The 12,709-nt window shown below is 43.1% G+C and carries 10 protein-coding genes and 1 pseudogene; 5 read left to right on the forward strand and 6 right to left on the reverse strand.

Annotated elements, in window-relative coordinates; genetic code table 11:
• Positions 1-55: 55 nt before the first annotated feature.
• Positions 56-424 (reverse strand): YacL family protein, encoded by a 369-nt coding sequence (locus CEX98_RS16965; protein WP_099643206.1) that lies wholly within the window; start codon positions 422-424, stop codon positions 56-58.
• A 104-nt stretch (positions 425-528) separates the two neighbouring features.
• On the opposite strand from CEX98_RS16965, the gene CEX98_RS16970 reads away from it, so the two are divergent.
• Complete coding sequence (locus CEX98_RS16970) at positions 529-1,431, forward strand: AEC family transporter (RefSeq protein ID WP_099643207.1); 903 nt, start codon at positions 529-531, stop codon at positions 1,429-1,431.
• 4 nt (positions 1,432-1,435) lie between these two features.
• On the opposite strand, the gene CEX98_RS16975 is transcribed toward CEX98_RS16970, so the two are convergent.
• A complete protein-coding gene (locus CEX98_RS16975; RefSeq protein WP_099643208.1) occupies positions 1,436-1,663 on the reverse strand; it encodes a hypothetical protein in 228 nt (75 codons plus the stop codon).
• Between the two features lie 220 nt (positions 1,664-1,883).
• Here CEX98_RS16975 and CEX98_RS16980 point away from each other — a divergent pair, with 220 nt between their 5' ends.
• Positions 1,884-3,197, forward strand: a complete 1,314-nt coding sequence (locus CEX98_RS16980) for a short-chain fatty acid transporter (RefSeq protein WP_099643209.1) — start codon at positions 1,884-1,886, stop codon at positions 3,195-3,197.
• A gap of 30 nt (positions 3,198-3,227) precedes the next feature.
• Here the strand turns inward: CEX98_RS16980 and CEX98_RS16985 are convergent, their stop codons facing one another.
• Positions 3,228-4,238, reverse strand: a complete 1,011-nt coding sequence (locus CEX98_RS16985; protein WP_099643210.1) for a metalloprotease — start codon at positions 4,236-4,238, stop codon at positions 3,228-3,230.
• Between the two features lie 210 nt (positions 4,239-4,448).
• Between CEX98_RS16985 and CEX98_RS16990 the strand changes: the two genes are divergently transcribed.
• The gene (locus CEX98_RS16990) at positions 4,449-5,657 is read left to right on the forward strand and encodes an EAL domain-containing response regulator (protein ID WP_099643211.1); all 1,209 of its coding nucleotides are present in this window, start codon (positions 4,449-4,451) and stop codon (positions 5,655-5,657) included.
• Here CEX98_RS16990 and CEX98_RS16995 read toward each other — a convergent pair.
• The gene (locus tag CEX98_RS16995) at positions 5,641-6,774 is read right to left on the reverse strand and encodes a CNNM domain-containing protein (RefSeq protein ID WP_242441740.1); all 1,134 of its coding nucleotides are present in this window, start codon (positions 6,772-6,774) and stop codon (positions 5,641-5,643) included. The genes CEX98_RS16990 and CEX98_RS16995 overlap by 17 nt on opposite strands.
• A 180-nt stretch (positions 6,775-6,954) precedes the next feature.
• On the opposite strand from CEX98_RS16995, the gene CEX98_RS17000 reads away from it, so the two are divergent.
• Together CEX98_RS17000 and CEX98_RS17005 are read left to right on the forward strand one after the other, a co-directional pair.
• Positions 6,955-9,408 carry an alpha/beta hydrolase family protein gene (locus tag CEX98_RS17000; RefSeq protein ID WP_099643212.1) on the forward strand — a complete coding sequence of 818 codons (2,454 nt, stop codon included), beginning with the start codon at positions 6,955-6,957 and terminating at the stop codon, positions 9,406-9,408.
• Positions 9,409-9,635: 227 nt separating this feature from the next.
• On the forward strand, positions 9,636-10,331 hold the full coding sequence (locus CEX98_RS17005; protein WP_099643213.1) for a response regulator transcription factor: 696 nt from the start codon (positions 9,636-9,638) through the stop codon (positions 10,329-10,331).
• On the opposite strand, the pseudogene CEX98_RS17010 reads toward CEX98_RS17005, so the two are convergent.
• Together CEX98_RS17010 and CEX98_RS17015 are read right to left on the reverse strand one after the other, a co-directional pair.
• Positions 10,328-11,848: pseudogene (locus CEX98_RS17010) on the reverse strand (YifB family Mg chelatase-like AAA ATPase). The gene CEX98_RS17005 and the pseudogene CEX98_RS17010 sit on opposite strands and share 4 nt — an antisense overlap.
• 17 nt (positions 11,849-11,865) lie before the next feature.
• Positions 11,866-12,480, reverse strand: a complete 615-nt coding sequence (locus CEX98_RS17015) for a trimeric intracellular cation channel family protein (RefSeq protein ID WP_099643214.1) — start codon at positions 12,478-12,480, stop codon at positions 11,866-11,868.
• Between the last annotated feature and the right edge of the window lie 229 nt (positions 12,481-12,709).

The following is a 12,709-nucleotide window of genomic DNA, read 5'->3' on the forward strand; positions in this document are numbered from 1 at the left end:
AGTTTGCTCACTCCTGAGCTCTCATATTTATGCTGTCGCGCTCTTTTTAGAGCGCTTATTTTGCCTTGGTAAAATCAGCCCATTCACTCAATATTGGCATAAAATCTTCGTACCCACACACAGCCATCAAACCAGAGTCATCTAAAGCCAGTGCATCATCTTGGTATTGCGCTAAGTCCTCTCCTTCGTGGAATAAAGCATGGCTTTCAAATAATGCTTCTTGTGCTGAAAAAGTCACTCTGATCTCTTTACCTACTAAGGTGAGTTCAGCCTTTTGATTAGGGAGAGCCATTAGTTGAGAGAGCAACTCAATGATATCGCTGTGCTCAAGTTCTTCACTTAACCAGCGGCCAATTAAGGCATGCTCATCATTAAAACGTGCACGGAATCCAGAAAGCGGATCGCGAATAAATTGGTATTCCATTTCTACTACTTACTAAAAAACACAGATACTATTATACCTAAGTAGCGCTAGGCACGCATTCATTGATAGAATTATGCTCTAGCTCAGTACGATTTGGTCAGTGCATGTCACCTTTTGAGATCTTATTTCCTCTCATTTTTATCGTGTTATCAGGTTTTTTTAGCGCAAAGAGTGGGTTTATTCCAGTAAAACAACTTGATGGCTTGCGTACGTTTATTTTTAACTTGTGTATTCCGTTGCTGTTGTTTAGTAGCATGCTAAAGGCCGATTTAAGTAACCTTGCAGCTGGGCCTTTGTTGTTATCGTTTTACTTGCCCGTCGCGCTAACCTACTTGTTGTTATATACATTTCTCTTGAATTTGCTTAAGTGTCCGAAAGCCGATGGCGCTTCCCTTGCATTGGGAGGTACTTACTCCAATACAGTACTAGTGGGACTTCCGATAATTTTAATGGCACTCGGTGAACAGGCTGGGGCGATGGTGTTTATGATCATCACCTTTCATAGTCTCATGTTATTTTTTATGACATTTTCGCTAGCAGCTAACAATCAAAATAAAATAGACACACTTAAGCCCCTGCTACTCAATCCAATTGTAGTTAGTATTACGTGTGGATTGGTGTTTAACTTAGCTCAAGTTGAGCTGCCTAATTTGTTGATGGAGAGTATGAGTTGGCTAGCTCAGCCAGCTATTCCTGGGGCATTGTTTATGCTCGGCGCGAGCCTACTACAATATGGGGTGAAAGGGCAGTTAAAAGGAGCACTGTGGTTAAGCATGGTTAAATTAGTATTGCTCCCGGCACTGGTATACTATTTTGCTACTTTTTTAGGGCTCACAACCCAACAAGTACAAGTAGTCACGCTTATGAGCGCCTCACCACTGGGAGTAAATGCTTACCTTGTTGCTCGACAGCTTGACAGCCAACAAGCGACATTGGCTGCCACCGTTGTACTGTCTACTCTGTTGAGCACCGTTAGCCTGACAGTTTGGTTATACTTTTTGGTATAACCCACTAGTATCTTGGTGGTGAATATTTCGCGGCATCGATAATAGACCATAAATGAAATACAGCAGCAATCACAGGGGGAACAATCAAGAACCACAACGCATAACCACCGACTACAATAATCGCAAAAATTAACGCTGCTAAAATACGACCTTGCACCAACTGACCAAGGCCAGGGAAAAAGACGTTACAAATCGCCGCAATTACATTACCGCCAGAACCTTGTCCAGACATAGTTACCTCTCTTAGTTACTTAAAGTCTTTATTTTTAATGTATCAGATTCCATGCCAACCTTAACTTATTGATTTAAAATACAATCAAAGAATCTAATTATCGTCCATTCACCATTAGTTGGCCTAAACCACTAACTTTTAGCTTAAAGTTTAGCTATATTATTAAACGCAATTCAATCTTTTTGATTTGCCAAAAACAATAATGAAAACAGGATGTCCTATGCTCAGCAAGTTTACCACCCCACTGACTAAATTAGTCGATAAGTACCTTCCAGATCCATTCGTCATTGTACTGTTACTGACATTTTTGGTGATGATACTTGCCGTTATGTTTACGCCAAGCACCCCAATTGTAGTTATCGAAGCTTGGGGCAGTGGCTTTTGGAAGTTACTCACATTTGCCATGCAAATGCTGTTGGTCTTACTCTGCGGGCATATGCTAGCTGTCACACCGCCGGTTGCAAAAGCATTGGGTAAATTAGCTAAACTGGCCAATACCCCTTCTCAAGCAATTATATTAACCACACTCGTTGCAATGAGTGCTAGTTGGCTTAATTGGGGGTTTGGTTTAGTTGTGGGCGCTTTATTTGCTAAGGCAATAGCCAAACAAGTTAAGGTAGATTACCGTCTGTTAGTTGCTAGTGCTTATTCTGGATTTATTGTGTGGCATGCAGGTTTAGCAGGCTCAGTTCCGCTCACTATCGCCACACCTGGTCACTTTAGTGAAAACAGTATCGGGGTTATTCCCACTTCAGATACTATCTTTGCACCATTTAACCTATTGATGGTATTAAGTATATTTATTGTCTTACCGCTTTTGAATAAGCTGATGCTACCTAAAGATAATGAAGCTATTATCATAGATAAAGAAAAGCTCATCGACACTCCGGTGCAAACAAATTCAAAAGATACGCCCGCCTCTAAATTGGAAAACGCGCCTTGGCTAGGTATGCTTGGTGGTGTCGTTGGCCTTTGCTATTTAAGCTATTATTTTTTCGTCACAGGAGCAACGCTCACCCTAAATACAGTGATCGCACTTTTTTTATTTTTAGCCATGTTGTTACACAAAACGCCCGCAAACATTCTCAATAGTTTGCAGCAAGCCATTTTGGGTGGTGCTGGGATTGTGATTCAATTTCCGTTTTATGCTGGGATCATGGCTATCATGGTAGAAACAGGTCTCGCACAGCAAATATCACAGGGCTTTGTATCAATCAGTACACAGTGGACATTGCCGGTTTGGAGCTTTTTAAGTGCAGGCCTAGTTAATATCTTTGTCCCCTCCGGTGGTGGTCAGTGGGCGGTTCAGGCACCTATTATTATTCCGGCAGTAGAAGCACTCAATGCCGATATAGCCAGAGTGGCAATGGCTGTAGCCTGGGGAGATGCTTGGACTAATCTGATCCAGCCTTTCTGGGCATTGCCAGTTCTTGCCATTGCCGGTCTCAAAGCCAAGGATATTATGGGATTTTGCTTAGTTCAGCTGATCGTCACTGGCGCCATTATTACCTTGTTGCTGCTATTACCATTTTAATAAGGCGCTTTACGCGCCCTACTGTTCATATCAGCTTGATAAGATTTTCATCGGTAGGCTTAAAATGGGGCTCTGCGAGTCTGCGAAATGCATCATCACCGCGACATGTCCACAAACAACCAGTACATACATGATTGCGCTAACGACCTGTCCATATCTATCGAGTGGAATTAAATGGCTGTGATTGCGGCCTCGCCACTCGATTAAAATCTCAAAGCTACCTATCAAAATGAAGATGACCAACAATATCAACCCGAATAGGTAACTGATCCACAGCCCAAAAAGCACCCCTGCCATACACGCTAGCAAACCAACCCAAGAGCGCATCGAAAAGCTGATACTTTTGAGTACATGCCCTCCATCGAGAGGCAAAATAGGTAACAGGTTAAATAGGTTCAGTAATGCACTTAGTACGGCGACACCTGCAAATATCTCCATCTCTGTCGCATAATACAGTACGACGCCCAGCACCGAGGTGATGAGTCCAAAGGCGGGGCCCATTAAAGAAATCACCACATCCTGCCATCGCGTTACTATCTTGTCGTCACTAACGGCCAGACCACCAACAAAGGGAATAAGGTAAATTCCCTTTGTTTTAATACCGAAATAGCGCATCGCCCTTACATGACCATACTCATGCACTACCAAGCACGCGACTAGCATCAATGCAAATTGCCATGAAAACAACCATGCGTAACCAGCCACAGACGCCCCAGCTAAAGCTGCTTTAACTACTTTTGCACTTTTAAATAGTTTTAGGCCCAGTGCAGCCAAACCAATCAGACTGCGCTTTTCTTTTGGCGTTTCAGCGTTTACTTCTAGCCATTGAGGTTCAGAGCCATTGACAGCAATGCCCAACACCCCTTGCGGCAGTTGCTCGGTATGCACCGCTAAAACCTGACCTGCAATAGCCGCTTTCACACAATTACCATGCTCTTCGAAAGCAATAGCCTGTTGTTCAACAAATAACTGTACAACTTGTTGTTGATTAAAAAAGACAGACACGGCTTTGTCGGCCAGAGACAGCTCGATTCTATTCATACCCAAATCCAAATATCGTTTTCAACATTATCCCCAAAAGCGCGCCTAGCTTAAAGCGTTAGTGCGATTAGAATGAGCAAAATGATAGGAAAATGTCATGGTGAAACTACAAATTGAGTAAAAGTCACCTAGTTAACTGCATTGCGATTTGAGCACTTTGAAATATTTGTACTAGACTTTAGGAAGGTTAGGTATACGAAGGAATTGTTAATGTCATTAGCAAAATATCGGATAATGGTAGTAGATGACTCCCCCGCTATCCTCGTTGTTATGCAGGCAATAATGACGGAGTTAGGGATCGAGCATGTCACTACCTGCTCAAGTGCGGTAAGCGCGGTAGAAAGGGTGCGGCAAACGCCTCATCAATTTGATGCTATTTTTACCGATCTCAATATGCCAGAAATGGATGGCATGGAGTTTATTCACAAGCTAGGAGAACTTAGGTTTTCGGGTGGCATAATCATTATTTCGGAAATGGATGAAAAGATTATCGACCTTGCAACCAACCTAGCAAGACAATCTAACGCACACCTTATTGGAAATATTTCCAAGCCAATACAGCTGATTGATGTCGAGCGCATGCTCAAGAAAATGGACACCTATACCACCGTCAAACGTAGCCGCATCGAGAAGGTCACGGAAAGTGACCTGCTGCATGCCATCAGCCATAATGAGATCACTCCTTACTATCAGCCTAAGGTTCATCGGGGCGACAAGAAAATAAAAAGTGTTGAAGTACTTGCTCGTATCGTATCGAAAAACACAGAAAAAGTGATATTGCCGGATCACTTTATTGGCGTTGCTGAAGATACAGATCTGATTAATATCATTACCTTTCAGCTGTTTGAAAAGGCAACCGATGAATTTAAAACAATCAAGTCAGAGCTCAACTATCCAATAAAACTGGCGTTTAACCTATCACCAGTACAGCTCAATGATCTAAGTTGCCCAGACAAACTTGCCTTAATATTAGAAATCAATCGCTTGAAGCCAAGCGACATCATTCTAGAAATCACAGAAAACCAACCGATGAACCAGTCTATTCAATTGGAAACAATGAATAGGTTGCGGATCCGTGGTTTCGACATTTCATTAGACGATTTTGGGACCGGCTTTACCAATATTCAGCAGCTTAAATCGCTGCCTTTTACTGAAATAAAAATAGACCGTTCATTAATCACACACGTTGAGTCAGATAGATTTTCTCAGGTACTCATCGATAGCCTAATCGACATAGCGCAAAACCAGCAGCTTGATATTGTTGCAGAAGGTATAGAGCGCATCGAAGAGCTCCAATACCTTGACCGCTATAAACATAGCCTACTGATGCAAGGCTTTTTGATCAGTAAGCCCAAGCCACTCTCTGACTTAGTTGGCTGGATACACTCTTGGCAACGGATGATTAATTCGAATCCTTAACCTCAGGGGGCAATGCGCCCTCTTTGTGGTTTTCATTACATCCATCCTCTTCGCTTTCTTCATCGTCTTTATCTTCAATCAGGTTGTCGTGATTGTCTACACGCTCTCGCCACTTTTGCTTAGCTGCGGCTTGCATATTTGTTGTTTGCTCTCGCTCATCGACAATATCCATCCCCATCAAAGATTCCAGTAAATCCTCTAGTGTCACGATACCTTGCACATCGCCATACTCATCGATCACTAACGCTATATGTAAACGTTTGGCCAACAAGGCTTTAAAAAGCTCAGGTGCAGCAAGTGTTTCGGGCACTGTGTATAAAGGACGGGAAAGCTTACCGATTTTGTACTCTTCACCTAAGCGGTGGTAAGCAAGCATGATGTCATTTTTATGGACGAAACCGATAATATCGTCCGTATTTTTATCGAAAATTAAAACTCGAGAAAAAGCGACCGAACCGTGCTCTGACAAGTACTCATGTACAGTCATATCTTTGTGGACTTTAAACAAAACAGTCCTCGGCGTCATAATGCTTTCTAAGCGCGCGTGACGAAAACGTAATAAGCTACGGATCGTTTCAGTTTCATCTTGATGCAGGGCACCTGCTTCAGAGCCTATTTCTGCCATAGCTTCAATTTCTTGGCGAATATAATGTGCTTCGTCTTCTTTACGGCCTATCACTTTGGTGAGTTGATCAGACATCCATACAAAAGGTTTTAGCACCCGTACAAGCCATACCAATATGCTCGAAACAACAGGCGTCAAACCACGCCAATAAGTTGCGCCTAATGTTTTTGGTATAATCTCAGATAATACCAGTACTAATAGCGTCATTACCGCTGAAGCAATGCCCACTGCAGCATCAGAGAAGACAACGGCCGCCTGTGCACCAACCCCTGCCGCGCCCGCGGTATGCGCCACGGTATTGAGCGTTAAGATAGCTGAAAGCGGCTGATCAATATTGTCTTTTAAACCTTGAACTCGGTCTGCTAACCCCGCATTCTCCTGTCTTAGAATCCCAATATGGCTTGGCGTAATGCTTAACAATACGGCTTCCATCACCGAACAGATAAACGAAATTGCGATCGCCAAAAACATGTAGGTCAAAAGTAAGGCCAAGTAAATACTCCTCTTAATTCAAAGCATAAATATGGGTTGCGCCGTATCTATGTTCAAGTAAAACGCTTAAGTTAACCAACACAGAATCTTAAATTTAGGACGTCTATCGCAGCAATACAACCGAGTTAAAATACTATGATATAGTTTTATCATCTAATTACCTACATTAGGCGCAAACATATGAAATTACGTACAGCCGTCACTCTACTATTTACGGCAGTCTCAACACAACTATCCGCAAGCCCCCTGGACGAATCAAAAATACAATTTTTGGGCCCAATCGCAACAAATTCAACAATAAAACCGGCAGATACAGCGCATCGTGATGCCATCATAGATAATTTACTCCCTTCTCTATTGAAAGACGCAGGTCAAATAACACTCTTTAATAAACAAAGTAAATGGCAGCCTCTCAGCAAAGTGTCGCAATTAACTATACCAGGCTTGCAAGCGCTAAAATTTAACTTTACAACAGAGCGTTTTGTGTCTGGCAAGCTAAAGCTTGAAGGTATTGAAAAAGCAAAAGTCTTTTTAAATGGTGAAGCGGTAACAGGCGTTAGTGAGATTCAGCTGGATGTAGCTAAAGGCGATCATCAAATTCTTGTTATTGCCGAGCAAGTTAACGACTGGAACAAAGTAGACATCAACTTTGATGGCGAAGCAGATCATGACATCATCACCCTAACCGACAAGCAAACGAAAGCACTTTCAGCAAAGCAGCTTTTTGATGCCCCTACCGTCAGTGCAATTTCGTTATCTCCTAATGGAGAGTATTACATCACAACGGTACGCCATTATAATGATGAAAAGGGTAATACCGCGATCACAGAAACTACTTTATACAATGAAGATGGTGAGGCACTGCACCATTTTGATGGTATGAATGCAGGTAGCTTCGCTTGGCGTGACGACAGTGAAAAACTTACTTACCTCTCTGATAATAAAGCATATATCTTTGACTTAAAAACAGCTAAACGCACTCAGGTTGCCAGTCAACTCAATGGTGCGAGTAGCATTACCTTCTTTGACGAAGACACACTAATTTTTGAGTGGACGAATAGCGGCAAAGAAGAAGGTAAGTTGACTAAACACTACCAAGGTTTAGAAGACAGATGGTCTTATGCCCGCACGCAATCACAGATCTTCTTGCTTGACATCAGCAGCGGCCTACTTAACCCAGTTACAGTTGGCAATCAAAGTCATCGGCTAGCTGATTTTGATGCGAAATCAAAAACGATTTTAGCAACACGTAATCAGCAGGATTATTCACAACCGCCACATATGCTCACAGAACTGGTAGAGATTAATTTATCAGACAATCAACAAAAAGTTATTGGTCAATATCGTACATTCAATAATGCACAATACACTAAAGACGGGATTTACGTAACGGCAGGGCCTGATTTTGCAGATGGCGCGGGGCGTAATTTACCTGAGGGTATGCTAGCAAACAATTACGATGGTCAACTCTACCTAATGGACCGAAATGGGCAAAATGTTAAAGCGCTAAGCAAAAATTTCGACCCAGCTATCGGTAGCTTTACAGTACTAAATAATGGCGATGTGGTACTAAAGGCCACTGATGAAGATCGCCAACAACTGTTCTTCTTCGACCAAAGTAAAAGTAGATTTAAGAAGTTAAACACTGAGCTTGATGTCGTAGAAAGTTACTCAGTATCAGAAGAACGCAGCGCTGAAATACTATTCACAGGTACAACTGCATCTACACCACAGCAACTCAAGAGCATGTCAACGTCAGATAGTCGCGCTGACACGCTGTGGCGTTCACAGGATATTGCTTATCAAAACGCTGAAATAGCTGACTTGGAAGAATTTAACTTTACTAACCAAGAGGGCGTCGAGATCAAAGGCCGTGTCTACCTACCTCATGGTTTAGATAAATCTAAAAAATACCCAGCGCTAGTTTACTACTATGGCGGCACTTCTCCAGTGACTAGAGGCTTTACTGGACGCTACCCATTTAATTTATGGGCAGCAAAGGGTTATGTTGTCTACGTACTGCAACCTACAGGTGCAACAGGCTTTGGACAAAAGTTTTCAGCAGAGCATGTCAATGCATGGGGTGAACATACGGCAAACGATATCATCATGGGAACAAAAGAGTTTGTAAAAGCCTATCCTTTTGTTGATGATAAACGCTTGGGTAACCTAGGCGCCTCGTATGGTGGTTTTATGACTATGCTGTTAACCACTAAAACCGATCTATTTTCAGCTTCTATCTCACATGCAGGCATTTCTAATATTACCTCATACTGGGGACAAGGTTGGTGGGGTTATTTATATTCAGGCGAAGCGTCAAAAGGGAGTTTCCCTTGGAACAACCCAACTCTATACTCACAACATAGCCCTGTCTTTAATGCCGATAAAGTCTCAACTCCCCTACTGTTGATCCATGGTGATGCGGATACTAACGTACCTCCAGGTGAGAGCCACAATATGTACACTGCGCTGAAGATTTTAGGTCAAGATGTTGAGTTAGTAGAGTATAAAGGTGCTGACCACCAGATCTTCGCTCGCGATAAGCGTTTCCACTGGTGGAATACCATGTTGGCTTACTTTGACAAACACTTAAAGCAAGAACCACAATGGTGGGAACACCTTTACGGCAAGTGATCCTTATACAGCGGTGCCAGGTGCACCGCTTTTTTGATTATGTAAGCAGCAAATAGCCCATTCATTGTATATAATTTCACAACACGGTGGATATCCCTCTTGATTCAATAAGAGAGTCGGGGTAACGTGCCTAATATAGAGTTGTAAGAATTCGTTTCGTCTACTTCCAAGCAGCGATTCCTCAGTGTTATATTAACGACAATTAAACAACAATTAACAGTGAAAACATGAGCATAAAGGTTTTATTAGTTGAAGATGATGAGCTCTTAGCAAAACGACTGTGCAGTCATTTTGAAGATACAGAGTTTGATATCACTGTAGACAATACTGGTGCTACAGCACTTGAGCTTATTCAAGCACAAACGCAAAACCCTTTCGCTCTTGCCATTGTTGATGTCGTCCTCCCTGCGACCGATGGGCTGCAATTAGCTAAAGAAATTAATACGCTTTCTGATCTTGGAGTCATTATGCTATCGAGCCGAGATTCTCAAGCTGACAGAATTGCAGGACTTGCCCAAGGCGCTGACGATTACGTCTGTAAACCCGTAGATGCTTTAGAGCTAGAGCTTCGTATGCGAGCGCTTTACAAACGCCTTGTCGGCAATAAAGATGACGAATCAGAAGAATTCATCGAATATGCCGACTTTAAACTCCATCCAGACAATCGCACTTTGATTAATCAACATGGTGCGGAATCTCGTTTAACAGAAGCAGAACACAAGGTGCTAATCTGCCTTATTTCAAATGCTGGGCGTGCGACCTCTAGAGAGCGCATATCCGAAGACATAGGTCAACCCGATTGGAGCCCAAGTGATAGAACTGTAGACGTACTCGTTGGCCGTTTACGTAAAAAGCTCGGGGACGAAAAAGAGCAAAAACGTATTGTTACTGTCCGTGGCAAAGGGTACATGCTCTCCACTTAATACTTGGTGAGTTGGCCGAGTAATCGCTCTAAGGCTCGATAACTCAACGCTTCTTTTAGATGGTACAAATTGATATTTGTCATTAGGTTTAGATCAGCAATCGTTCTGGCAACTTTAATGACCCGATGATAAGAGCGAGGAGACAACTGTAATTTTTCAGCCGCCTTTGCCAAAAACACCCGCTCAGCCTCTGCGAGATAGCACACTTGCGCTAATTCTTTAACGCCTAACTGATCATTTCATTTTCCTTGTCTCGTGAGCGCTGTTTGATAGGCTTGCTCAACCCGACTTCTAATAGTTGCGCTCGACTCACCCTCTTGTTGAGACTGTAACTCTTGCGTTTTTACCCGAGGTAATTCAATTTGTAGATCAATTCTATCCAAGAATGGCCCAGAGATTTTAGATAAATATCGTAAGACCTGATCAGGTGACGTACGTTTATCAGTGTAACACCCTGTAGGGCTTGGATTTAATGCGGCTATCAGCTGAAAGTTCGCGGGGTAATCCACTTGCCGAGCGGCCCGTGAAATTGTCACCATACCCGTCTCCATTGGTTCTCTTAGCGAATCTAAGACTTTGCGGTCGAATTCAGGGAGTTCATCAAGGAAAAGAACACCATTGTTTGAAAGGGAAATTTCTCCTGGTTTTGGATTCGATGACCCACCCACCAGTGCCACCGCTGAACAGGTATGATGTGGCGCTCGAAACGGCCTAAGCTTCCAATTCGATTGGCTGATCGATTTACCCAATATAGAATAAATCGACGCGGTTTCCAGCGCCTGCGTGTCTGTCATTAAAGGCATAATGCTTGGCAGACGCTGGGCAAGCATCGACTTTCCTGTTCCTGGAGGGCCTAAAAATAATACATTATGTCCGCCTGCTGCTGCAATTTCTAGCACCCGTTTAGCGCCTTCTTGGCCTTTTACTTCTGCCATATCCAAACTGTTATAAGTGGACGTTTGTGCACAATCATTGGCGCCATAGGTTTGGTTGAGCTTCAATGGCTGCTGACCCCCAAGCCCCAACCAAGCGCTTTTTAAACTATCCAGCGCAACTCGGTTTACCTCAGAGGCTAAACTTGCAACGGCATCGTTGGCACAGGGGAGATAACACGTTCTTCCGGCTTTTGCAGCAGCAATCACTGATGGTAAAATTGCCGTGATAGGCCTTAACTCACCATTTAAGGCAAGTTCACCATAAAACTCTTTATTTAGGATCGTATGGCTGTCCAGTTGCCCAGACGCCACCAATACGCCTAACGCAATCGCAAGGTCAAATCGACCGCCTTCTTTAGGCAAGTCGGCAGGAGCTAAATTCACGGTAATACGCTGCTCTGGAAATAAAAACCCTGCATTAACCAGTGCGCTACGTACTCGTTCTTTTGCTTCTTTGACTGAAGTCTCGGGTAAACCAACAATACTAAAGGCCGGTAAACCATTACTAAGGTGAACCTCTACAATCACCTCAGGTGCGGTGATCCCAACTTGTGCTCGTGTGAACACTCTTGCTAAAGACATCCTTGTCTCCTGCTTAGTTAATCTTGATATTTAAACACGTGTAATACTAGGTTGTAACGCATAGCAGCTAACCTAAGTAACAAAGTGGACGCCATCGACAGTAACATTACCAATTCGGTAGCTAACCCCAACTTAATTGCTTGAGTATAGACTACCCCGCCAAAAATGCAGGTGATTGCATATAATTCACCTTTTAATAGAAGTGGGATTTCCCTAGCCAACACATCTCGGATTAATCCGCCAAAACAACCCGTTAGTACTCCCATGATCACTGCCGTGGTATCCGGCATTCCTATGCTAAGCGCTTTTTGCACACCCATAACAGCAAAGAATGCGAGCCCCAAAGCATCAGCAACTTGTAAAAAAGTGCGAGGAATATTCTGGTGTCGATTCAACCATAATATACTCAGTAATACAGCGCTTAGGATGGCGTAAATATAACTTGTATCGTGTAACCAAAATACCGGCTGATCCAAAATCATATCTCGTAAGGTGCCTCCACCAATTCCGGTCACCGCGGCAAGCACTATTACTCCAAAGCCATCCATGTGTTTACTGTGCGCGATCAAGGTCCCAGATATAGCAAATACCATTACACCAAGAAGATCAAACCAATGATAGAGTTCAGACATGTCGTAATTAGCTGTGAAACAAAAGCGAAATAATAACTAAGATTATAAATAAAAGGTAGTGGCTCTCCCCAATTTTTATACCCCAAACCGGCGGGTAAACCACCTCCTCCCCTGCTGAGGGTGTGGTAGGAGCGAGTTTATCTCGCGAGATGTTTGTTTAGCCTTTAGCGTCTTCGACTCGAATGTGTATGCACACAAATCGGCGGGTGAACCACCTCCTACCATGTTG

The organism is Pseudoalteromonas piscicida (assembly GCF_002744175.1).
GTDB classification, from domain to species: domain Bacteria; phylum Pseudomonadota; class Gammaproteobacteria; order Enterobacterales; family Alteromonadaceae; genus Pseudoalteromonas; species Pseudoalteromonas piscicida_B.

Excerpts from the sequence above, each read along its gene's own strand:
- CEX98_RS16990 (WP_099643211.1), top strand. The coding sequence starts at position 4,449 with ATGTCATTAGCAAAATATCGGATAATGGTAGTAGATGACTCCCCCGCT.
- CEX98_RS16965 (WP_099643206.1), bottom strand. The coding sequence starts at position 424 with ATGGAATACCAATTTATTCGCGATCCGCTTTCTGGATTCCGTGCACGT.
- CEX98_RS16980 (WP_099643209.1), top strand. The coding sequence starts at position 1,884 with ATGCTCAGCAAGTTTACCACCCCACTGACTAAATTAGTCGATAAGTAC.
- CEX98_RS17015 (WP_099643214.1), bottom strand. The coding sequence starts at position 12,480 with ATGTCTGAACTCTATCATTGGTTTGATCTTCTTGGTGTAATGGTATTT.
- CEX98_RS16970 (WP_099643207.1), top strand. The coding sequence starts at position 529 with ATGTCACCTTTTGAGATCTTATTTCCTCTCATTTTTATCGTGTTATCA.
- CEX98_RS16985 (WP_099643210.1), bottom strand. The coding sequence starts at position 4,238 with ATGAATAGAATCGAGCTGTCTCTGGCCGACAAAGCCGTGTCTGTCTTT.
- CEX98_RS17005 (WP_099643213.1), top strand. The coding sequence starts at position 9,636 with ATGAGCATAAAGGTTTTATTAGTTGAAGATGATGAGCTCTTAGCAAAA.
- CEX98_RS17000 (WP_099643212.1), top strand. The coding sequence starts at position 6,955 with ATGAAATTACGTACAGCCGTCACTCTACTATTTACGGCAGTCTCAACA.
- CEX98_RS16975 (WP_099643208.1), bottom strand. The coding sequence starts at position 1,663 with ATGTCTGGACAAGGTTCTGGCGGTAATGTAATTGCGGCGATTTGTAAC.